This is a genomic window from Arthrobacter sp. C2 (assembly GCA_024207135.1).
GTDB lineage: Bacteria > Actinomycetota > Actinomycetes > Actinomycetales > Micrococcaceae > Paeniglutamicibacter.
The window spans coordinates 2,334,557-2,355,687 of sequence record CP042428.1 but is presented as its reverse complement, the minus strand read 5'-3'; the positions used below and the strand labels follow the sequence as shown (position 1 = coordinate 2,355,687).

19 protein-coding genes are annotated in these 21,131 nt (G+C 65.4%); 12 read left to right on the top strand and 7 right to left on the bottom strand.

Annotation, left to right across the window (positions count from 1 at the left end; genetic code table 11):
* Window positions 1–6: 6 nt before the first annotated feature.
* The 7 genes from FPY90_RS11020 to FPY90_RS10990 all read left to right on the top strand — a co-directional run bounded on the left by FPY90_RS11020 (window position 7) and on the right by FPY90_RS10990 (window position 7,400).
* A complete protein-coding gene (locus tag FPY90_RS11020) occupies window positions 7–1,032 on the top strand; it encodes an ABC transporter permease (RefSeq protein ID WP_498680966.1) in 1,026 nt (341 codons plus the stop codon).
* Window positions 1,029–1,904, top strand: a complete 876-nt coding sequence (locus FPY90_RS11015) for an ABC transporter permease (protein ID WP_498680964.1) — start codon at window positions 1,029–1,031, stop codon at window positions 1,902–1,904. The genes FPY90_RS11020 and FPY90_RS11015 overlap by 4 nt, the downstream gene beginning before the upstream one ends.
* Window positions 1,901–3,631, top strand: a complete 1,731-nt coding sequence (locus FPY90_RS11010) for a dipeptide ABC transporter ATP-binding protein (protein WP_498680963.1) — start codon at window positions 1,901–1,903, stop codon at window positions 3,629–3,631. Before FPY90_RS11015 ends, FPY90_RS11010 begins: the two co-directional genes overlap by 4 nt.
* The gene (locus FPY90_RS11005; RefSeq protein ID WP_498680962.1) at window positions 3,628–5,025 is read left to right on the top strand and encodes an LLM class flavin-dependent oxidoreductase; all 1,398 of its coding nucleotides are present in this window, start codon (window positions 3,628–3,630) and stop codon (window positions 5,023–5,025) included. Before FPY90_RS11010 ends, FPY90_RS11005 begins: the two co-directional genes overlap by 4 nt.
* Window positions 5,018–6,268: an acyl-CoA dehydrogenase family protein gene (locus FPY90_RS11000; protein ID WP_498680961.1), complete on the top strand. Its 1,251-nt coding sequence runs from the start codon at window positions 5,018–5,020 to the stop codon at window positions 6,266–6,268. The genes FPY90_RS11005 and FPY90_RS11000 overlap by 8 nt, the downstream gene beginning before the upstream one ends.
* A gap of 197 nt (window positions 6,269–6,465) precedes the next feature.
* On the top strand, window positions 6,466–6,939 hold the full coding sequence (locus FPY90_RS10995; protein WP_498680959.1) for a DUF4262 domain-containing protein: 474 nt from the start codon (window positions 6,466–6,468) through the stop codon (window positions 6,937–6,939).
* Window positions 6,940–6,989: 50 nt separating this feature from the next.
* Complete coding sequence (locus tag FPY90_RS10990; protein ID WP_498680958.1) at window positions 6,990–7,400, top strand: hypothetical protein; 411 nt, start codon at window positions 6,990–6,992, stop codon at window positions 7,398–7,400.
* Window positions 7,401–7,513: 113 nt separating this feature from the next.
* On the opposite strand, the gene cycA is transcribed toward FPY90_RS10990, so the two are convergent.
* Complete coding sequence (gene cycA, locus FPY90_RS10985) at window positions 7,514–8,977, bottom strand: D-serine/D-alanine/glycine transporter (RefSeq protein ID WP_498680957.1); 1,464 nt, start codon at window positions 8,975–8,977, stop codon at window positions 7,514–7,516.
* A 210-nt stretch (window positions 8,978–9,187) separates the two neighbouring features.
* On the opposite strand from cycA, the gene FPY90_RS10980 reads away from it, so the two are divergent.
* Together FPY90_RS10980 and FPY90_RS10975 are read left to right on the top strand one after the other, a co-directional pair.
* Entirely contained in the window at window positions 9,188–10,033 is an 846-nt protein-coding gene (locus FPY90_RS10980) for an HpcH/HpaI aldolase/citrate lyase family protein (protein WP_071214085.1), read from the top strand.
* 146 nt (window positions 10,034–10,179) lie between these two features.
* Window positions 10,180–10,800, top strand: a complete 621-nt coding sequence (locus FPY90_RS10975) for a class I SAM-dependent methyltransferase (protein ID WP_071214084.1) — start codon at window positions 10,180–10,182, stop codon at window positions 10,798–10,800.
* Between the two features lie 12 nt (window positions 10,801–10,812).
* Here FPY90_RS10975 and FPY90_RS10970 read toward each other — a convergent pair whose 3' ends face one another.
* The 6 genes from FPY90_RS10970 to FPY90_RS10945 form a co-directional block, all read right to left on the bottom strand.
* Window positions 10,813–12,366: an AMP-binding protein gene (locus tag FPY90_RS10970; protein ID WP_498680955.1), complete on the bottom strand. Its 1,554-nt coding sequence runs from the start codon at window positions 12,364–12,366 to the stop codon at window positions 10,813–10,815.
* A gap of 90 nt (window positions 12,367–12,456) precedes the next feature.
* Window positions 12,457–13,107, bottom strand: a complete 651-nt coding sequence (locus FPY90_RS10965; RefSeq protein WP_498680954.1) for an NAD(P)H-binding protein — start codon at window positions 13,105–13,107, stop codon at window positions 12,457–12,459.
* A 228-nt stretch (window positions 13,108–13,335) separates the two neighbouring features.
* Window positions 13,336–13,800 carry a ribonuclease E activity regulator RraA gene (rraA, locus tag FPY90_RS10960; protein WP_071214081.1) on the bottom strand — a complete coding sequence of 155 codons (465 nt, stop codon included), beginning with the start codon at window positions 13,798–13,800 and terminating at the stop codon, window positions 13,336–13,338.
* A gap of 93 nt (window positions 13,801–13,893) precedes the next feature.
* Complete coding sequence (locus tag FPY90_RS10955; protein WP_498680953.1) at window positions 13,894–14,742, bottom strand: fumarylacetoacetate hydrolase family protein; 849 nt, start codon at window positions 14,740–14,742, stop codon at window positions 13,894–13,896.
* A gap of 75 nt (window positions 14,743–14,817) precedes the next feature.
* Window positions 14,818–15,453, bottom strand: a complete 636-nt coding sequence (locus FPY90_RS10950; RefSeq protein WP_498680951.1) for a bifunctional 4-hydroxy-2-oxoglutarate aldolase/2-dehydro-3-deoxy-phosphogluconate aldolase — start codon at window positions 15,451–15,453, stop codon at window positions 14,818–14,820.
* The gene (locus FPY90_RS10945) at window positions 15,450–17,060 is read right to left on the bottom strand and encodes an N-acyl-D-amino-acid deacylase family protein (RefSeq protein WP_071214078.1); all 1,611 of its coding nucleotides are present in this window, start codon (window positions 17,058–17,060) and stop codon (window positions 15,450–15,452) included. The genes FPY90_RS10950 and FPY90_RS10945 overlap by 4 nt, the downstream gene beginning before the upstream one ends.
* Before the next feature lie 1,372 nt (window positions 17,061–18,432).
* On the opposite strand from FPY90_RS10945, the gene FPY90_RS10940 reads away from it, so the two are divergent.
* The 3 genes from FPY90_RS10940 to FPY90_RS10930 are packed head-to-tail and all read left to right on the top strand — an operon-like array spanning window position 18,433 to window position 21,129.
* Window positions 18,433–19,074 (top strand): ABC transporter permease, encoded by a 642-nt coding sequence (locus FPY90_RS10940; protein ID WP_071214077.1) that lies wholly within the window; start codon window positions 18,433–18,435, stop codon window positions 19,072–19,074.
* Window positions 19,067–20,350, top strand: a complete 1,284-nt coding sequence (locus tag FPY90_RS10935; protein WP_498680948.1) for an ABC transporter ATP-binding protein — start codon at window positions 19,067–19,069, stop codon at window positions 20,348–20,350. Before FPY90_RS10940 ends, FPY90_RS10935 begins: the two co-directional genes overlap by 8 nt.
* Window positions 20,347–21,129 (top strand): ABC transporter permease, encoded by a 783-nt coding sequence (locus FPY90_RS10930; protein WP_498680946.1) that lies wholly within the window; start codon window positions 20,347–20,349, stop codon window positions 21,127–21,129. Before FPY90_RS10935 ends, FPY90_RS10930 begins: the two co-directional genes overlap by 4 nt.
* Window positions 21,130–21,131: the final 2 nt, after the last annotated feature.

Below are 21,131 nucleotides of genomic sequence, written 5' to 3'. Positions count from 1 at the left end.
ACCGTCATGAGCATCCTTGAAACACGAGAGAACGGCCTCGCACCGGGTACAGACCCGGCAAGCAGCCCGCGGCGGCGCGACAGGCACGCCATTGCAGGCCTGCGCAGCCTGGGCACCAGGCTGCTGACAGCGGCGGGAGTCGTATGGGCGGCAGCCACGTTCACCTTCCTCATCCAGTCCTTGCTGCCGGGGGACAGGGCCACCCTTCTGCTAAACCAGCTCAACGGGCAGATCCAGGAACGAACTGCTGCTGAGTTGGCACCCATCAACGAGAAATACGGCTTCACCGATCCGCTCTTCGTGCAGTACTTCCGGTTCCTGGGAGACCTCGCCACAGGAAACCTGGGCATCTCGTACCAGCTGCACAAACCCGTCACCGAGGTGATCGGCGACCAGATCGCCCCGACCATCGTGCTGACGTTTACCTCCCTGCTGATTGCCTGGGTCATCTCCACTTTAGTGATTGTCGGCACCGCGAAACGGAACCGATTCTTTTCCTCCGTGGCGTCAGGGCTTGAAGCCCTGGCCGCCGGCCTGCCCCAATACTGGCTCGGGGTCATCCTGCTGGTTGTCTTCGCCTTGAACCTGGGACTCTTCCCGGTGGTTGGCGGCACCGGGATCGGCGGACTGCTCTTGCCTGCGCTGACACTGGGAATCCCATTGGCGGGCTTCCTCGGCCAAGTGATTCGTACCGAATTCGAGTCGGGCATGGACCAGCCCTTCGCATTGACAGCAAGGATGCGCGGCATGGGGGACACCGGGGTTCGCCTACGTCACGTGCTGCGCCACTCGGTGCTCCCGGGCATCACCCTGAGCGGGTGGGCATTGGGTTCCCTGTTCTCCGGCGCCGTGATTGCCGAAAGCATCTTCACCAGGCCCGGCTTGGGCAAGGTCCTTGTCACCGCGGTGAACTCCCGGGACCTTCCGGTGGTCTGCGGAATCGTGATCCTTGTGGCCGTCATCTACGTGCTGGCAAACCTGTTGGTGGACATTGCATATACCCTGATTGATCCGAGGTTGAAGAAATCATGAGCACCACGACACTTACGCCCGGAAAACCCGGAACCAACACCCGGACTTCCATCGCCTCGCTGCTTGGCGGTATCCCTGTGGCAGCGGTCATCAGCACGGCCGTTCTGGCATTCTTCGTGATTGCCGCACTGGCCCCGAGGCTTTTGACCGGAGCCGACCCGCTGGCCATCGACCTGGGAGCCGCACTGCAGGCACCCAGTTCCGACCATTGGTTCGGCACCGACCAGTCGGGACGCGACCTCTACACCCGGGTGGTGTACGGAACCCGAGAATCCCTGCTGATCGGGCTCGGCGCCACGGGACTGGCCATTGGGATTGCCACGGTCCTCGGCGTCACTGCCGGGCTCGGCGGCCGGTTTGCCGACGGCCTGATCAACCGCGGCCTGGAAGTGCTCTTTGCGTTCCCCGTGCTGCTGCTCGCCATGCTCTTTGTGACGATCTACGGACCAAGCGTCACCACGCAGATCGTCGCCGTGGGGCTGGGAACGGCCCCGGGCTATGCGCGCATGATCCGCGGACAGGTATTGGCCGTACGCAACTCCGGATACGTCGAAGCGGCCCACGCGCTGGGACATAGCCGATGGCGGGTACTTCGCCAACATGTCTTCCCCAACGCCATGCGGCCGCTCATCGCGGTGGTCACCCTGGGCGTGGGACAGTCCATCGTCTGGGCATCCGGACTGGCCTTCCTGGGCTTGGGCGTGGCACCGCCGTCCCCCGAGTGGGGCGCCCTGCTGGATGCCGGACGAATGTTCATCACCAAGGCGTGGTGGCTCGAGGTCATGCCAGGCCTTGCCATCGTCGCCCTCGCCCTGGCGGCAACCTCGTTGGGACGCCACCTCCAGACCAAGCTTGAAGGATCACAGCCGTGACCGTACTTGTCGAAAAACCCGTTTCCGCGCTCGCGCCATCCGCGAACCGGACGCTGCTTGCCGTCCGCGATCTCAATGTGTCCTTTGCCGTCGGCACCGGCCGACACCAGAAGATCAACCACGTTGTGAAGAATGTGTCCCTGGAGTTGTCGGCCGGTCGCTGCCTGGCCATCGTGGGTGAGTCCGGTTCCGGTAAATCGGTGACCGCCCGTACCCTGGTGGGCCTGCCAGGTCGCAACGCCGTCGTCGAAGCCGGCCAACTGGAAGTCGCAAACCAGGACGCACTCACCCTTTCGGAACGGTTATGGCGACAGGTGCGGGGAAAGGACATTGGATTCATTCTCCAAGATGCCCTGGTCTCCCTGGATCCCCTTCGCCCGGTGGGAAAGGAAATCGAGGAGGCCTTGCGCCTACACGGTTGGGGCAACGCGGCGTCCCGCCGACGCAAGGCCATCGAATTGTTGGATAGCGTGGGCGTGCCGCAACCGGACCTGCGTGCCCGACAGCGTCCCGACGAGCTATCCGGCGGCCTACGCCAACGCGCGCTGATCGCCTCGGCGATTGCATTGGATCCGGCGCTCGTGATTGCCGACGAACCCACCACCGCACTGGATGTCACGGTACAGGCGCAGGTGCTTGATCTGCTGGCGGCCATGAAGGCCCGCGGAACCGGGATCATCCTGATCAGCCACGATCTCTCGGTGGTCTCCCGGCTGGCCGACGACGTGGCCGTGATGCGAGGAGGCGCCATCGTTGAACAGGGCCCCGTGCGCGAGGTCTTGGGCAACCCGCAACATGAATACACCCGCGCGCTGCTGGACGCGGTGCCCTCGGCGCACACCAAGGGCACCCCGCTGACCAAGGAGGGGCGTTCGGGCATCATAGCCACCAGTGACCGACCACGTAGGGTCCGTGCGGAGAACTCCGGGCCGGTTCTCGAGGCCCGCGGCCTGGGGAAGTCCTACGACGGTCCCGACGGGATCCGCCGCGAGGTGGTCCACGACGTGTCGTTCAACCTGGCCGCCGGGGAAACCTTGGGCATTGTCGGCGAATCGGGGTCCGGAAAGAGCACCACGGCCAAGCTGGCCTTGGCCATGCTGGCACCGGACACCGGGGAAGTGCTGCTCGATGGCGAGCCATGGTCCTCACTGAGCACCAATCAGCGTCGTCCGCGCCGCCGCAGGGTCACTGTGGTGTACCAGGACCCGCTCAGTTCCTTCGACCCTCGTTGGAACGCGGAACGCATCCTGGTGGACGCACTGGACCCACAAGACTTCACCACCGCCCAAACACGGCGCGAGCGGGTGGCGGAACTCGCCGGCCAGGTCGGACTGCAGGTGGAACACCTGGAGAAGCATCCGCTGCAACTCTCCGGTGGACAGCGCCAACGCCTGGCCATCGCGCGGGCACTGGCGCCGGAACCCGAGGTCATCGTGCTCGACGAGGCAGTCTCGGCCCTGGACGTCTCGGTCCAGGCACAGGTACTTGATCTCCTGACCAACCTCCAGGCGCAACTGGGATTGAGCTACCTGTTCATTTCGCACGACCTGGGCGTCATCCACCATATGAGCGACCGGGTGCTGGTCATGAAGGACGGCAAGGCCGTCGAACAGGGAACCGCAGACCAGATCTTCAACCAACCGGAGCATCCCTACACGCAAGAACTTCTTGCGTCGCTGCCCCGTCTCGAGATCAATGAGAACACGACAAGGACTATCACAGCATGAGCAAGCCCCTGCTTTTCAACGCCTTCCTGATGAACACCGCCAGCCACATCCACCACGGCCAGTGGCGCCACCCCGAGGCCCGGCAGCACGAATTCAACGACGTCAACCTGTGGATCGAGCTGGCCAAGACCCTGGAGGAGGGTCTGTTCGACGCGATGTTCTTCGCGGATGTCACAGGGCTCTACGGCCCGGCCGACGGCCAATACGCGGACAACGTGCACGAGGGCCTGCAGATCCCGTCCAACGACCCCGCGGTGCTGCTTGGTGCCTTGGCCGTGGCCACCAAGGACATCGGGCTGGCCTACACCTCCAACGTCATGCAGAACCATCCGTTCAACTTCGCCCGCCAGGTCTCCACCCTCGACCACATCTCGAAGGGGCGCATCGCGTGGAACATCGTGACCAGCACCCAGGAAAATGCGGCCCGCAACTTCGGCTACGACGCACTGGTGGAGCACGACGCCCGCTACGACTGGGCCGATGAATACCTGGATGTCGCCTACAAGCTCTGGGAGGGATCCTGGGACGAAGGGGCGCTGCTGGTGGACAAAGCCGGCGGACGCTACTCGGATCCGTCCAAGATCCACAAGATCAACCACGTCGGTGCCCGCTACAAGGTGGAGGGACCGCACCTGCCGTCTCCGTCGCCGCAGCGCACCCCGCTGCTCTTCCAGGCCGGCGGCTCCCCGCGCGGCATCAACTTCGCCGCCAAGCATGCCGAGGCGGTGTTCATCGGCCCGCCCGACCCGGCCGGTGCCAAGCTCCACACCGACAACGCCCGGGCCGAAGTGGTCCGTGCCGGGCGCCGGGCAGAGGACCTCAAGTTCTTCCAGGGCATCAGCTTCATTGTCGGCTCGACCCATGCGGAAGTCGCAGCCAAGCGGGAGGAGCTCGAGCGACACACCTCGGTGGTGGGCTACCTGACCCATTCCTCGCTGGGGATCCTGCCCGACGGCTCCCGGCTGCCCCAGGACACCGAGCTGCGCAACATCCCCAACAACGGGGGACAAGGATTCGTCGATTGGCTGCGCGCCGCGATACCCGACCGTGAACCCACACTCGCCGACCTGGCCAAGAACCGCATCGAACGCGGTGTCGTGGCGGGGACCCCCGACGAAATCGCCGACCAGCTCTCGACCTGGCAGCAGGCGGGAATTGACGGCATCAACGTCATCAACTGGCGTCTGCCCGACACCTACCTGGAATTCAACGAACGCATCCTTCCCACGCTCCAGACCCGCGGGCTGGCGAAGACCGCCTACGAACCGGGCACGCTGCGAAACAAGATCTTTGGACGGGACAGGTTGCCCAAGAACCACCCGGGAGCCGCATACCGGGGTGCTTTCGGTCCTAACCGGTTAGGTGGAAAGGAACCGGTGCTCGCACATGGCTGACACCCAGTTGATAGCAAACCCCATTTCTGCCCAGGCGGAAACAGCCGAGTTGGTGGGCATCTTCGGGCCGATATTTGAGCGCATCGCGGCCGGTGCCATCGAACGCGAACGGGAGCGCCGTTTACCCTTTGCGGAGATTCGTGATCTTTTGGCCGCTGGCTTCGGGAGGCTGCGGGTGCCACGAGAGCACGGCGGATTCGGCGCGAGCCACCAACAATTCTTCTCCTTGCTGGTGGACCTCGGTGCTGCCGATTCCAACATAGTGCAGGCCCTGCGCGGCCATATCGGGTTCGTCGAATTCACCAGGAGCCATCGCAATCACGAGTTCCGTCGCACCTGGTTTACGCGGATCACGGAGGGTGAGCTGGTGGGCAACGCGGAGAGCGAGCGCACCGGCGTCTTCGCCCAGCAGGCCACGGAAGTAACCGAGCGTGACGGGCAGCTCCTGCTCAACGGCACGAAGTACTACACCACGGGATCGATATTCGCGGATTGGATCCTGGTGAGTGCGGTGCACCGTGACGGAGACCAAGAAACCCCCGTCACGGTGCAGGTGCCAACGTCGCACTCCGGGGTGAATACCATCGACGACTGGGACGGTTTCGGTCAACGACTGACCGGATCCGGAACCACCGTCTTTACTGATGTCGCCGTGGATCCGGCAAACCTGACCCCGCGGAATGCCGCAGCACCACATGGATCCGTTCTGCACGCCACCTACCAGCTGGTTCATTTGGCAGCACTGGCCGGCATTGCCGCCGCGGCACTGGGCGAAGTGACGGACTTTGTTCGCGGCAGAAGCCGCAACCTGTTCAACCCGGCGGTTCCGGCCCGTCAGGACCCGGTGGCGTTGCAGGTGCTCGGGGAATGCTTTGGGACTGTGGCCTCGGTGCGTTCTACGGTGCTTGGAGCGGCCGCGAGCCTCGACGGCGCCAGCACTGCGATGGATGTAGGGTTCGAGGCCCGGGATCTGCTGGCCGCAGCCGACGCCCACGTCTTCGGTGTCCAAGGCACTGTCATAGACGCGGTGCTCGGCTGCACAGGGAAATTGTTTGAGGTCGGAGGGGCTTCGGCCACGGCATCTGGCCGGGCCCTGGACAGGCATTGGCGCAATGCCCGCACCGTTTCCTCCCACAACCCGGCAAAGTACCGCCAACAAGCCGTGGGCGACTACGTGGCCAATGGAGCGGCGCCGGGTGAACTGATTGAACGCCTGCTCTCGGCTGTTCCGGTAGCTGAATAGCCGCAGACCCGCAATAAAATCCAACCGTGCTTCACACGGGGCGGCTTCAAGGACCCACGGGCGGGGACCTTGGAGCCGCCGTTGTCGTGGGCGCAGGAAGTTATCCACAATTTTCAAAAAGCGCCCCACCGCATCGGGGAACGGCGAACACTGGGTGGTGTCAACGAAAGATCCTAGTGGACCAAGGAGCAGGAACCATGTGCCTCCAGTGCGATGGGTGGTCGGCCGCGGAAGTCGAACGCCACATCAACAACCTGATCGAACAGCACGGCTGGGCCTTCCACTACGTGGAGGACCCGAACCCGCGTCGGTGCTTCGGCTACACCATGGGGCTGACCAAGCTTGGCGAACCGGAGTTCCTGGTCCGCGGGCTGGACATGGCCGACACCAACACCATGTTCACCGGCTTCGTCTCATCGGTGATCGACCGCCACGAACACTTCGACAACGGGCACACCTCAAATTGGGTGGACGGGAGGCTGCTGTATTTCTCCACCATGCACGGGGCCACCAAGTACGCCCTTGGCGCCTACGCCAGGTACGGGCACGCCACCCGGGTGCTGGAAATCCATTTCATGGACCGCGAGGTGCCGCCGGCCACCCCGGCGCTCCTCTTCAAACCCGTTTCCACGCCGGCCGGGTACGGCCCGGTCGCGGCCCGAAAACGCTAGGAACAGGAGGCCTGAAGAAGTTGTTTGGACCAGCGGGGGATCCGGAGGACGTGGCGTTCCTGCAACCGATTCGCGACTTGATTCGCCGGGAAGGCTACGGCAGGGTCATCGACGCGGACTCCGAACTCCGGCAACACGTTTGCTACACGGTCGGACTGACGGAGAAGGGGTTGCCTGAGCTGATTGCCGGGATGGAGGACTTCACCGAGTTTCCCGAAGGGACCCCGGGCTTGATGCACCACTTGGCTGGAATGTTGCTGCAACGGGGCGGGGGCTATGGGGAAGGCGACGTTTTCGAATTCCACGGGCAGTGGGTCCGCTTGATCCCCGAATCCCTCTACAAGGTGCAGTGCGACGTGGCGCTTGACCTCTACGGCCCAAACTTTGCCTTGCTGCAGGTCGCCCCCTGTGACCCCAACCCGACCGAGCGCAAGAGCACCCAGCCGATCTGCCTCAACTGAAGGTCCGGGCCAGGGGAGACCGTCGTCCACGGGCGGCTCGCTCACCAGGCGGCGGAGCGGTTCTCCCGCAACACGGGAAATACCATCCGCCGCCCAAGGCGTGCGCACCGAAGTCAGGCCCGCAGGCGGGCCCGGCGTTCGGCATGCTCGGCCACGACCTTGGCGTTGTGTTCTGCGCGGATGGCCATGTGCTGCGGGTTCCGGCGCACGACCATGTAGCCGATGCCCAGGGCAACGAACCAGACCGGGGTGAACAGCAGGGCCGCAAGGGTGTCGGGCTGGGTGGTCAGTGCCCAGATGATGAAGGCAAAGAAGGCCAGCACCACGTAGGTCATGTACGAGCCTCCAGGCATCTTGAACTTGCTTTCCTCATGCAGATGCGGGCGGCGACGACGGTAGACGATGTAGCTGACCAGGATGATGGTCCACACGAACATGAAGCAGAGTGCCGAGATCGTGGTAACCAGGGTAAAGGCCTCGGCCACGGAACCCTCGGCGTAGAGCAGGGCCACGCCGGCGAGCAGGAACATGCAGGAGAAGATCAGCGCGTTCTTCGGGACCTTGCGGCTCGAGAGCCTGCCGAACGCCTTGGGCGCGTCTCCCTCGCGGGCCAGCCCGTAGACCATGCGAGAGGTGGAATAGATCCCGGAGTTGGCACTGGAAGTGGCGGAGGTCAGCACCACGAAGTTGATCACGCCGGCGGCACCGACCAGACCGGCGAGGGCGAACATGCCCACGAAAGGCGATTCGTCCGCGGAGTAGCTGGTCCAGGGGCGCACCGACATCAGGATGATCAGCGCACCGACGTAGAAGAGCAGCACACGGATCGGGATGGAGTTGATCGCCCGGGGCAGGTTCTTTTCCGGGTCCTTGGTCTCGGCCGCCGCAGTGCCGACCAGCTCGATGCCGACGAAGGCGAACACGGCGATCTGGAAGCCCGCCACGAAGCCCATGAAGCCTGTGGGGAACATGCCTCCGTGGGACCACAGGTTGGTGAAGGACGCGCGTGCGCCGTCGGATTCGAAGCTCACGATGATCATGACCAGACCGACGACGATCAGGGCCAGGATGGCAACGATCTTAATGAGGGCAAACCAGAACTCGGTCTCGCCGAAGGCGCGGACCGTGGGCAGGTTCAGGGCCAGCAATACCAGGATGCAGGTGACGGCCGGGATCCACAGCGCCAGGTTGGGCCACCAGAAGGCGACGTAGTGGGCGATGGCGACGACGTCGGCGATGCCGGTGACGACCCAGCAGAACCAGTAGGTCCAGCCGGTGAAGAAGGCGGCCCAAGGGCCCAGGATGTCCCCGGCGAAGTCGCCGAAGTTCTTGTACTTCAGGTTGCTCAGCAGCAGCTCGCCCATGGCACGCATGACGAAGAACAGCATGAATCCGATGATCATGTAGACGAAAATGACCGAAGGCCCCGCCGCCGAGATGGTCTTTCCCGAGCCCATGAACAGGCCGGTGCCGATGGCGCCGCCGATGGCCATGAGCTGGATGTGGCGATTGGAAAGGGCCCGTTCCAGTGGCGGATTCCCGCCACCTTGGGTCGCATCAAGGGTTTTTTCTGTCATGGGGCGTGCTTCCTTGTGGAGATATGTGCGTAGTTGCACGTGACGGCCGATACAGTGCCGAAAAAACGATACGCCTATTTGACGCTGTTCGTGAAACATTCTCGACGCGTACGGGCATCAATCAGGGGTTTGACGCGCTTTCGCGACATGGAAGGCTCGCGGCGCCGTTCGCGTTGGTACCTTGGCATGCGTTGTCGGTAGGCTGGAGGCATGGCATTCCGTAATCGTCGCGCAGCTAACCTTCCAGCAAAACTTTCCCGCTCTTGGCTGCTAGTCAACGCCTCGAAGCCCGAGGACTTCGGCCCGGCGCTCGCGTCCGAGGCCGATTCGGTGATCTTCGACATGGAAGCAGCCGTTCCGGATGACAAGAAGGATGCCGCACGCGACGCCGTGGTCGAGGCCCTGTCCACGGGCATGACCGCCTGGGTGCGAGTCAACGGAATCGACACCGACTTCTGGGCCCGGGACCTGGCCGAACTGTCCAAGGCTCCGGGCCTGCGCGGGGTCATGCTCGCGATGACCGAGAAGCCGGAGCAGGTCACCTACACGGCCATGCGCCTGCAGGCCGGCACCCCGGTGCTCGCCCTGGTTGAAACGGCGCTCGGCATCGAGAACGCCACCGCCATCGCCTCGGCCCCCGGCACCTTCCGCCTGGCCTTTGGCGTCAACGACTTCCGCAAGGACACCGGCGTCTCCGGCGACCCGCTGGCCCTGGCCTACGCCCGCGGCAAGCTCGTGGTGGCCTCGCGTGTGGGCAAGCTTCCCGGCGCGATCGACGGACCCCCTGCCCCGGGCGCGGATGCCGCCGAGGTCCTGGCCGACTCCGCCGTGACCGCCTCGATGGGCATGACCGGCAAGCTGGCGCTCTCGCGCACGCAGGTCGACGAGATCAACCTTGGCCTCTCGCCGAGCATCGACGAGCTGTCCTGGGCCCACGAAATGCTCGAGGCGCACGCCGCCGGGGCTTCGGTGGGCGACGGTTCCTACCTGCCGCGTCTGGCCCGTGCCCAGAAGATCGCCGATCTGGCCGATTCCTACGGATTGTGGAACGCCTAAACCCCGTTCTTTCCCTCGGCCCCCGTCCCGGAGTTCCTCCGGCACGGGGGCCGAGCTGTTTGCCGCGTCCTTGTGTCCCACGGCGCACGGGCAGAGACTTGAGGCATGAACCCGGAACCAAGGACCCGCCTGCGCGGTGGATCCTGATGGCCAGCCTCTACGAAAAGCACATCCTGCCGCGCCTGGTCGCGTACACCTGCGGCAATGCCTCGCTGGCCCCGCTACGCGCCAGGGCATGCACCGGGCTGCGCGGGAAGGTGCTGGAACTGGGGTTCGGCTCCGGGACCAACGTGCCACATTACCCGCGGTCCGTCACCGAGCTGGTCGCCGTCGAACCCTCCGACACCGCCTGGCGGCTCTCGGCCCCGGCGCGTGCCTCCTCGGCCACGAGGATCCTGCGCGGATCGCTCGACGGCCAATCGCTGACCGAAGAGGACGGCGGTTTTGATGCAGCACTGAGCACGTTCACGCTGTGCACCGTCCCTGACGCGGGCGCGGCGCTGGCGCAGATCCACCGGGTGCTGAAACCCGGGGCAGGGCTGCACTTCCTCGAGCACGGACTGGCGCCCGATGAAAAGGTTGCGCGCTTCCAGCAAAGGTTCGAGCCCGTCCAGAAGGCGCTGGCCGGCGGCTGCCACCTCACTCGTTCCGTGGAGGGGATGCTGCGGGAAGCGGGCTTCGAGATCACCGAGCTGGACTCCTTCTACCTGCCCGGGGCCCCGCGCTTCGAATCCGCGCTGAGCCTGGGCACGGCCATCCGGCGCTGACGGGCGCGCGGCCTAATCCTCGAGGTATCGGGACACCAGCTCGCGCTTGAGGATCTTCCCGCTGGGGCCCAACGGGAATTCGACCACGATTTCGACCAGCCGCGGATACTTGTAGGCGGCCAGCCGCTCCTGCGCGTAATCGATGATGGCCGTGGCATCCAGCAGGCTTCCGGCCACCAGCGTCACCGCCGCCACGATTTCCTGCCCGTGCGCCTCGTCCGGCACCCCGAAGACCGCCACGTTGGTGATCTCCGGGTGGGCGATCAGCACCTCCTCGACCTCCCGCGGGTACACGTTGTAGCCGTTGCGCAGGATCATGTCCTTCTTCCGATCCACGATGGTGATGTAGCCCTCGGCGTCCTTGGTGCCCAGGTCCCCGGTGCGGAACCAGCCATCGACCATGGCCTCGGCGGTGGCCTCGGGCCGGTTCAGGTACCCGGAGAAGAGGTTGTGCCCGCGCACCACCAGCTCGCCCAATTCGCCCTCTCCCAGCAGCTCGATGCAATCGTGGACCTCGGGGCGGGCCACCTCGATTTCCACACCCCAGACAGCCTGGCCCACGGTGCCGGGCCGCGGCTCGATGCCCACGTGGTTGAAGGAGGCCACCGGGGAGGTCTCGGTCAGCCCGTACCCCTCGTGGATGGTGGCGCCGAAGTGCTCGCGGAAGCCATCGAGGATGGCCAGCGGCAGCGCGGCGCCCCCGGAGACCGCATAGCGCAGTGCCGGGGCAGGTTCCGGCCGGGCCTTGGCCGCAGCGAGCAGCCCCACGTACATGGTCGGGACCCCGATGAAGATGTTCACACCCTCATCGAGCAGCATGGACAGGGCGGCCTCGCCGGTGAACTTGGGAAGCAACAGGATCTCGGCCCCGGCGCGCAATCCGGTGTTCAGCGCCACGGTCTGCCCGAAGGTGTGGAACAGCGGCAGCCCACCGAAGATCTTGTCGCCGCGGCGCATGTCGAAGGTGTTCAGCAGCAGCACGTTGACCTGCTCGACCAGGGCGAAGTGGGTGCCCAGGGCGCCCTTGGGCTTGCCCGTGGTCCCCGAGGTGTACAGGATCGTGGCAATGTCCAGCGGGCCGCGCGGCAGGTAGGTGTCGATGGGGGCCGCCTCCCGGGCCAGGTCCTCGAGCCGGTCGAACTCCCCGGCCTCGGGGGACAGGACGGTGATAACCTCGGCGCCGGCGGCAACCGCTCCCGCGGCGCCCTCGACCAGCAGCGGGGCGGCGCACACCATCAGCCTGGCCTCGGCGTCGGTGAGCACGTATTCGATTTCGTGGCGCTTGAGCAGCGCGTGGATGGGCACAGCCACCGCTCCCAGGGACAGCACCGCGTAATAGACGCGCGCGAAGTCGGTGACGTTCGGGATCAGGATGGCGATCCTGTCCCCGTCCTTGACCCCGGCCTCGCGCAGCGCTCCGGCGTAGGCGCGGGTCTGGTCCCAGAGCTCCCGGTAGCTGGTGCTGGCTCCGCCCAGGGTGATGGCCGGCAGCTCGCCGTGGCGCCTGGCGCCCTCGGCCAGGATCGCGGCGACGGACAGGGTGGCGTTTGGAACTGCAGCGTTCACGGCGATACTCCCAGGAGCGGTTCGGGTGGCTTATGCCCCATCCTGCGTGCCGCGCCCGCGCCTGTCAATGAACCGGGCGCGGGCGCGGCACTAGGCTCGGGCGACGACCTCGGCGACCGGGACGGTACCGTCGGTGAAGTTGATGGTTTTGCAGACGCTTGCCGGTTCGTCCAGGGCGGCCACGATGGCCAAGGCCGTGTTGGACCGGGAGGTCGAGGTGTCGGATGCCGGGTCCGGGTCCGGGCGGAGCAGCCCGGTGGGTTCGGCCAGGGTCAGTGCCCCGGGGCCCAGGATCGTGTAGTCCAGCGAGCTCGCGCGCAGGTGCTCGTCGGCGGCGATCTTGGCGGCCATGTACGGGTAGAACGGGTCATCGAGCGGCACCAGGTGTTCGGCGTCGGCGGTGAGGAAGGAGACCATCACGTAGCGCGCGATGCCGGCGAGCTCGGCCGCGATCATGGAGCGGATGGCCGCGTCGCGGTCCACCGCATAGGTGCGGTCGGGGTTTCCGCCGCCGGCCCCCGCGGACCAGACAATCGCGTCGGAGCCCTTGAATGCCTCGGCCATCTCGGCGGCCGAGGCGTTTTCGACATCCAGCACCAGGGCGGTTGCGCCGGTGGCGGCGATGTCGGCAACGTGGTCCGGGTTGCGGATGATCGAGGTGACGGAGTCCCCGCGCCGTGCCAGTTCCGCTGCTGCCAGCAACGCGACCTTGCCGTGGCCGCCAATGATCGTGATCTTCATGTTTGACCTGTTCTTCCGTTCGTGGACAGCGAAGCGCATGTTCCGGCTTTGCCCTTGTGCTTGAGTCTACCGAAGAACCATGGCCACGGCCGGGAACGGGCGTTGGATTGCCCGGAGGGCATAGCCGGGAATAATCGGGGCGGTCGCCACACACCGATCCATCGTCAACGCCCGGTCGCCGCTTCGGCAAGGGAAACCGGCTGCCGGGACGCGAAGCCCCGAACATGGTCAGCCGGTGACGAGGATTCCGTCTTCGTCGGAATACAGGGTGGCTCCCGGGGTGAAGGTGGCTCCGCCGAATTGAACGGGGATGTCCACCGCTCCGACGGAGTCCTTGGCGCTCTTGCGCGGGTTCGAGCCCAGGGCCTTGATGCCAAGCGCGGTGCCCGCCAGGGCCACGCGGTCGCGGATTGCCCCGAAGATCACGACCCCGGCCCAGCCGTTGGTGACAGCGGCGGCGGCAATCATGTCGCCCATCAGGGCGGACTCCAGGGATCCGGCACCGTCAACCACCAGCACCGCTCCGTCGCCGGGGGAGTTGAGCAGCGACTTGACCAGGCCGTTGTCGCGGTAGCAGCGGACCGTGCGGACCGGTCCGCTGAAGCGCGGGTGCGCGCCGAGGTTTTCAAACGGCAGGGACACCGATTGCAGGGATTCGTCGGCGTCAAAGAGGTCGCAAGTCGTAAAGGTCATGGGCCTTAGCCTACGATCCGCGGCCCGGGAATCCATGCGGTGTTACGCGTTCCGGATGGCGCGGCCCAAGATTTGCGGCCGCGCCGTGCGGAACTAGCTGAAGACGTTGCGGCTGGTGCCCAGGGACTCGATGGAGGTTTCCAGCACGTCCCCGGCCTTCAGCCACGGGTGGCGTCCGGCCTCGTTGCGCCGGCCCAGGGCCACGCCGGCCGGGGTCCCGGTGAGGATCACGTCGCCCGGGCGCAGCTCGTTGAACACCGACAGGTATGCCACCAGCGCGGCGGGGGAGAAGACGAGGTCGGCGGTGGAATCCTCCTGGACGACCTCGCCGTTCACGCGCGTGGTGATCTTCGCGCCCTGGGTGAAGTCCTCGGCGCTGACCAGCCAGGGGCCCAGCGGGGAAGCCGCGTCCCAGCACTTGCCCTGCGTCCACTCGGTGGTGCGGCCCTGGTACCCGCGCATGGACACGTCGTTGGAGACCGCGTATCCGGCGATGTGCTGGTGCGCATCGGCCTCGGCGATGCGCCGCCCGGGCTCGCCGATGATGACCGCCAGCTCGCCCTCCCAGTCGATGCGGTGGTCCTCGGCCGGGATCTCGATCCCGTCGTTGGCACCGGTCAGCGAGGACGCGAACTTGGTGAAGATCGTGGGGAACTTCGGTTCCTCCTTGCCGACCTCGGCGATGTGGTTCCGGTAGTTCAACCCGATGCAGTAGACCTTGGCCGGGTTCACGATCAGCGGGGCGTAGTCGGCCTCCGACAGCGGAATCGCGGTGCCGAAATCGACGGCGGAATCCAACGAATCAAGACGGGCTTCCTCCGGTGCGCCTAGGAATGCACCGACGTCGTCGAAGCCCGAAAGCTCGAACGCGGCATCTCCCTCAATGAGCGCGGCAAAGGTCTGGTCGGTGGCGCCGGGCCGGCGCAACGTAGCAAGTTTCATGGGCCTATCCCATCACACCTGCAACCGCCCGCCGCCACCTGTGACGCACCTTGTCATCCGCCGGAAGCAGCGATCCTAGTGCAGTGCCGCGGTGAATTCGGCGGCGAGCCCGGTGATGGCCTCGTACTGGCCGGCCGCCACCAGGGCCCCGGGAAGGACCGCGGAGTCGACGCATACGGCCAGCGCCCCGGCGTCGAGGAACTCGTTGGCGTTGGCCAGGGTGATCCCGCCGGTGGGCAGCAGCCGCACCCCGGGGTAGGGTTCCTGCAGATCCAACAGGTAGCGCGAGCCCATCGTTGCGGCGGGGAAGATCTTGACCATGGCGCTGCCCAGGTCAAGGGCCATCGCGACCTCGGTGGGGGTCATGGCGCCCAGGCAGAAGGGGATCCCGGCCTGCGCGGCGACCTCCGCCACCTCCGGGCGGATGCCGGGGGCGATGATGAACCGCGCCCCCGCGTCGATGGCGGCCCGCGCCTGGTCGGCGTGCAGCACGGTGCCGGCTCCGACGATGGCGCCGTGCATTTCGGTGGTGTCGGCTGCCCGGGCCAGGTGGGTGAGCATGTCGGGGGTCGTGAAGGTGAATTCGACCGCGTTGATGCCCCCGGCGACCAGCGCGCCGCAGAGTGCTGCGGCGTCGGTGATGGCCTCGGTTCGCACCACCGCCAGGGTTTTGTCCCGGTGGAGCAGCTCGATCATTTCCGGAGTGTTCATAAGGATTGCGTGGTTCCTTCCGTGCCGCGGCGCAAGGCGCGGCCGGCCAAGGCCGAAGTGGGTTGGTGCTCGGAAACGGCGGGCACGCCGTTGACGAACACGTGGTTGATTCCTGCCGCCGGTTGCCGTGGATCGGCAAAGGTGGCCATGTCAATAATGGCATCCGGGTCGAAGACGAGCACATCGGCGGCGTTTCCGGCCGCCAGCACCCCGCGGTTGGACAGGCGCAGGCGCTGGGCCGGACGGCCTGTCAGCTGGTGGATGACCGCGGGAAGGTCCATGGCCTTGGCCTCGCGGGCGAGGGCGCCGACAAAGCGTGGAAAACTTCCCCACACACCGGGATGCCCGGCGGTGTCCGAGCCGAAGCCGACGCCGGCACCGGTGTGCGTGCGGTGGACCAAGATGGCCCGAAGGTCTTCCTCGGTGCCCGCGGCGTACAGGACGCCGGTGGCCAGCGAATCCGTGTGCAGGATCCGCGCCAGGGTGGTGACCGGATCCGATGACTGGATCGCTGCGATGCGCGCAATGCTTTGGCCCACGAGCATCGCTAGCTGCCCGGAGCACACGAAGGCAATGGTGAGCGCATCCCAGTCGATGCCCGAGGCTTCCAGATCGGAGCTGATCCGTGCAACAGCCTCGGGGTCATCGAGCCGTGCCAGGACATCTTCGTCTTGCCCGTCCCGGGCCCAGCCGGGCAGCAGCGAGGCCAGCATGCCGGGGTTCTCGAGGTACGGGTGGGAATCGCAGGACAGGTCAACCCCCGCCTTGAGGGCCCGGTCAAGTACGGCCAACAGGTCTGCAGCGCCTGCCCTGTCCGCGGCAAGGTGCGTCAGGTGCACCGGCACACCGGTCTTGGCGGCCAACTCAACGGACCGGGTGGCGGACTCGGCGGCGGGAACGGCCAAGGAATCCAGGTCCGGCGCCCAATACCCGCCGTAGGCGCCAACCGCAGCGCACAGCGCCTCCAGCTCGGCGGTCTCTGCCGGTGTTGCCGAATCACCCGGAGCGGAAGACGACAGGCCCACGGCTCCTTGCTCCAGGGCATCGGCCATGGCCTTGACCTCGGCGACGAGCTGCTGCGCGCCGGGCGCAACCGCTGGGCTTCCCGTGGCCAGGGCGCGCACGGCGTTCTTTGGCACCAGGTAGGCGGTGTTCGTGCCGGTGCCGGAATCGAGATGGTCGAGGTATTGGCCAACGGTGCGCCACTCCACGTCGCGGTCCGCCCAATCTGGGTCTAAGCCGGAAAAATGGTTGCGCAGTACCGATGCCGAAGCATCGGTGAGCGGGGCGCAGTGTGCCCCGTCCTGGCCAAGAACCTCGGTGGTGACGCCCTGGGTGAGTGCCGAGTGACGTGCCGGGTCCGTCAGCGGGGCGGTGTCCGAGGTACCTCGCAGGTTGATGAATCCGGGGCAGGCCACCAGCCCGGCCCCGTCAATGAGGACGGTGGCTCCGTCGTCCTTGAATGATCCTGCCGGGAATATGCCCGCAATGAGCCCTGACTCCAGCACGATGTCGCCCAGGTATTCGGGATTTCCGGTGCCGTCGAGGACCCGGGTGTGGGTGATAGCGGTGCGTACAGCGGTTGGGCGCACCTCGTGGGCCCGCATCAGAGGGAGACGTGGGCGAGGGAAACGGCATTTTGGCCGTTTGCTGCCGGGCAAACCGACTGGCATCGCTTGTTGGTGGTGGCATGTCCCTCGGTGGTGGGACTTGCCGAACGGTGGTTGTGCAACGTGGAGAGCTTCGAATTTGAGGGGGTGAGGTTTTCCACGGCTATTTCCTTATAAAGAGGTCCAGCGGCGAAGTGCCCGATGAACAGCGCAAATGGCGGGCACATAGGTCTCATGTCTAACACGGTCTGGAAAATCCCGTCAATGTGCCCGACGGTGCAGGCAGGACCGAATGCCGCCGGATTCGCCAGGAACGCTGCAAGGTTGGACTGGACGTGATGGCAGGGGAGCCTTCCGGGGGAGAACACTGCGTCGTGCGAAGCCGGGGAGCCGGCTGTGCCAGGGGAAGGGCGTTCCAGGAATCGTCACCTCATGCCAACGACCCACAGGCAACGTCCATCGAAGCCGGGTGGCCCACCCAGCCAGCTTTTCGGGAACATCCGGGGAGTCGAAAAATCGTCGAATGAGTATGAACATTCATGCACCGAAATGAAAGATATTCTCGGTCATTCAGATGCCCTGAATTGAGCAGTGAAAGGCCCATATTGAACCTACAGGAATCGTTGCGGGTTTGCCCGAACATGGCCATCCCGACGTGCCTGGATTGAGCCAAATGGAATCGGAGATGTGTTGCCCGGGATCAATGCATTTGGTGCCCGGGGACCTTGTCCGTCTGGCGCGCTGACACCAATTTCGCGTCAGTGAAGCTGGGTGAATCAGGCTGGTCGGGTGCTCGCCAGGCAGTGCGCGGCAACCGGACACGGAACCGTCCGTGGGTCGGGTCGGGCCGATGCCCGGAACCCCGTTCCTGCACCGGAATGCCGGGATCGCGGCAATAATTCGCGCAACCACAAGCCAGTTTGAGCGATGTGGGTGCAGAAAACAGCGCCACGGCCCAAAATGGCTTCGGTCAGGTGCCGGGAAAGGCGTGGATCGCCCGCGATTTGGTGTGAGGCTCGTTACTGTCTATGCATGGAATCGGGAGCCAAAAAGCGGCTGTCCCGCAGCTGGGGGACGCCGCCCGAAACGGGGAGCGGCGGGAGCAGTGGCCCGAAGGCTCAAATCGATTATCTGCCCAACGTAGGCAAGGATCTCCAGGCACTCATTGTTGCTATCTGGAGTCGATCTAAATGCGGTGATCAACGGAAACATTCAACAAAAATCCGCCAATTTCGGAGTAATCAGAATGCCGCCGAACGGCACCTCTCAGTTAGATACGAGGCCATGATTCACGTATGTTTGCTAGGTATCCAAGGTCGTTCGGGCCGACGAGAGCAGGCTACGTAACCAAAGTGAAGCAGGTTTTGATGTGTTTGAATTTATTGGCGAAAGGTACCGCCAAATATTGTTTGCCTCATGGCAGCATTTCTCGCTCGTTGCGCAGTGTCTGATCCTCGCAACGATTATCGCCGTGGTCATCGCGGCGCTGGTTTACCGCAATAAGTCTCTATCCTCCCTGGCCAATGGTGTCTCTGCCATCGGCCTGACGGTTCCATCCTTCGCCGCGATCGGCTTGTTGATCGCACCCATCGGGTTTGGCGTCACCCCGGCCGTCTTCGTGGTCACCTTTTTTGCCGCGCTGCCCATCGTGCGAAACGCCATCGTCGGCCTGGCCGGGATTTCCCCCTCCGTCGTCGAGTCCGCCCGCGGCATTGGCATGAGCCGCATGCGCACCCTGGCCACCATCGAACTTCCCATGGCGTGGCCCGTTATCCTGTCGGGAATCCGGGTATCGGCCCAGATGGTCATGGGCGTGGCAGCCATTGCCGCATATGCCCTGGGCCCCGGCCTCGGCGGATTCATCTTCTCCGGACTCTCCCGCCTGGGCGGTGCCAAGTCCCTGGAATCCGTGCTCGTCGGTGTCATCGGCGTGGTCATCTTGGCCTTCATTATTGATCTCATTCTGCTCGGCATCGGCCGACTTACCACCCCGCGAGGTATCCGTGTCTGAATCCTCTGACGCCATCACTGGCGCATCCATCTTGCTTGACGAAGTCACCAAGCAATACCCCGGCCAAACCAAGCCGGCTGTCGGCGGACTCACCCTGGAAATTCCCGCCGGAAGCATCGTCATGTTCGTCGGTCCCTCGGGCTGCGGCAAGACGACGACGCTGAAAATGATCAACCGCCTGATCGAACCCACCGGCGGCAAGATCGTGATCAACGGCGAGGACGTCACCAAGATGGACGGCGACACCCTGCGCCGCCGCATCGGCTACGTCATCCAGGCCGGCGGCCTCTTCCCGCACATGACGGTTGCAGCCAACATCGCGATTGTTCCGAAGATGCTGGGCTGGAAGAAGGACAAGATCGCCGCCCGCATCGACGAGCTGCTCGAACTGGTTTCGCTTGACCCGGCCATCTACCGCGACCGCTATCCGAAGGAACTCTCCGGCGGGCAGCAGCAGCGCGTGGGCGTGGCCCGGGCGCTGGCCGCCGATCCGCCGGTGCTGCTCATGGACGAGCCGTTCGGCGCGGTGGACCCGATCACCCGCCAGCGTCTGCAGGACGAACTGCTGAACATCCAGTCCGAGGTGCAGAAGACCATCGTGATGGTCACCCACGACTTCGACGAGGCGGTAAAGCTCGGCGACTGGATCGCCGTCTTCGACGAGGGCGCCCAGCTGGTCCAGTACGATTCCCCCGAACGCATCCTGGCCAACCCCGCCAACGAGTTCGTGGAGAACTTCATCGGCTCCGGCGCGGGCCTCAAGCAGCTCACCCTCACCCGCGTAAACCAGGTCGAGCTCATGGACGCCATCACCGCCACCGCCGGCGAGCTGGCCAGCGACGTGCTCTCCCGCCTCCAGGGTGCCGGTGCCTCCCATGCCGTGATCCTGGATTCGCGCCGCCGACCGGTGCGCCGCCTGACCCGCCGCCAGCTCTCGCGCCTGCAGCTGGTCGACGACACCATCGACGAGTCGATGCCCTCGGTCGGCGACCAGGCCACGTTGAACGACGCGCTGGACACCATGCTGGTGGCCAGCTCGGAAACCGCGGTGGTCACCGGACGCCGCGACGTGTTCCGCGGCGTGATCAACGTGAAGACCATCATGGAGGCGATCTCCCAGGCAAACGCCGATGCGGAGTCCGCCGCCGGCGATGCCCCCGTCGGGCTGAACTCCGGCGCCATCCCGGCACTGGCGGTGGAAAACGCCGTCGCCGCCGAATCCGCGCTTCACGGTGCGGCCCCGGATGAACCTCAGGGCACGGAGGAACCACGATGAGCACGCTCGCCGCTGGATCCAATCTGGCACAAATCACCGAGCCCAGCGCTCCCATAGAGCACCCCTGGCGGGTGCTGGCCCTGCAACTGCTCGGAATCGTGGCGGCGCTGGCCGCCGTGGCCATGTGGCTGGCCAACGCCGACCTGAGCGCCACCGAACGCACCACGCTGGCCCCGTCGGTCCTCTGGGGCTACACCGTCGAGCACCTGAACCTCACGGTCGTCGCCGCCCTGATCGTCCTGGTCATCGCGATCCCGCTGGGCATCGTGCTCACCCGGCCCTCCATGCGCCGCTTCACCAACCCGGTGATGGCCGTGGCCAACATCGGACAAGCGGCCCCGGCCATCGGGCTGGTCGTCCTGCTGGCGTTCTGGCTGGGCTTTGGCTATTGGGCATCCGTGGTGGCACTGGTGCTCTATGCGATCCTGCCGGTGCTGACCAACACCATGGTGGGGCTCAAGCAGGTCGACGAACGGCTCGTCGAGGCCGGGCGCGGCATGGGCATGAGCTCCATGGCCGTCCTCTTCAAGGTCGAGCTCCCGCTGGCCGTCCCGGTGATGCTCTCGGGCATCCGCACCGCCCTGGTGCTGCTGGTCGGCACCGCGACCCTGGCCGCCTTCATCAATGGCGGCGGGCTGGGCATCCTGATCGTCACCGGCGTGAACCTGAACCTCACGGTGGTGCTGATTGCCGGTTCCCTGCTGGTGGCATTGCTGGCGCTGCTCATCGACTGGCTTGGCCGCGTCGTTGAACAGCTGGCCCGGCCGAAAGGACTCTAGGC

What these genes read in the sequence shown, in the direction of transcription:
- FPY90_RS10980 (WP_071214085.1), top strand. Translation starts at nt 9,188, where the DNA reads ATGGCATTCCGTAATCGTCGCGCAGCTAACCTTCCAGCAAAACTTTCC.
- FPY90_RS11000 (WP_498680961.1), top strand. Translation starts at nt 5,018, where the DNA reads ATGGCTGACACCCAGTTGATAGCAAACCCCATTTCTGCCCAGGCGGAA.
- FPY90_RS11005 (WP_498680962.1), top strand. Translation starts at nt 3,628, where the DNA reads ATGAGCAAGCCCCTGCTTTTCAACGCCTTCCTGATGAACACCGCCAGC.
- FPY90_RS10995 (WP_498680959.1), top strand. Translation starts at nt 6,466, where the DNA reads ATGTGCCTCCAGTGCGATGGGTGGTCGGCCGCGGAAGTCGAACGCCAC.
- FPY90_RS10975 (WP_071214084.1), top strand. Translation starts at nt 10,180, where the DNA reads ATGGCCAGCCTCTACGAAAAGCACATCCTGCCGCGCCTGGTCGCGTAC.
- rraA (WP_071214081.1), bottom strand. Translation starts at nt 13,800, where the DNA reads ATGACCTTTACGACTTGCGACCTCTTTGACGCCGACGAATCCCTGCAA.
- FPY90_RS10950 (WP_498680951.1), bottom strand. Translation starts at nt 15,453, where the DNA reads ATGAACACTCCGGAAATGATCGAGCTGCTCCACCGGGACAAAACCCTG.
- FPY90_RS10930 (WP_498680946.1), top strand. Translation starts at nt 20,347, where the DNA reads ATGAGCACGCTCGCCGCTGGATCCAATCTGGCACAAATCACCGAGCCC.
- FPY90_RS10945 (WP_071214078.1), bottom strand. Translation starts at nt 17,060, where the DNA reads ATGCGGGCCCACGAGGTGCGCCCAACCGCTGTACGCACCGCTATCACC.
- FPY90_RS11020 (WP_498680966.1), top strand. Translation starts at nt 7, where the DNA reads ATGAGCATCCTTGAAACACGAGAGAACGGCCTCGCACCGGGTACAGAC.
- FPY90_RS10965 (WP_498680954.1), bottom strand. Translation starts at nt 13,107, where the DNA reads ATGAAGATCACGATCATTGGCGGCCACGGCAAGGTCGCGTTGCTGGCA.
- FPY90_RS10955 (WP_498680953.1), bottom strand. Translation starts at nt 14,742, where the DNA reads ATGAAACTTGCTACGTTGCGCCGGCCCGGCGCCACCGACCAGACCTTT.
- cycA (WP_498680957.1), bottom strand. Translation starts at nt 8,977, where the DNA reads ATGACAGAAAAAACCCTTGATGCGACCCAAGGTGGCGGGAATCCGCCA.
- FPY90_RS11015 (WP_498680964.1), top strand. Translation starts at nt 1,029, where the DNA reads ATGAGCACCACGACACTTACGCCCGGAAAACCCGGAACCAACACCCGG.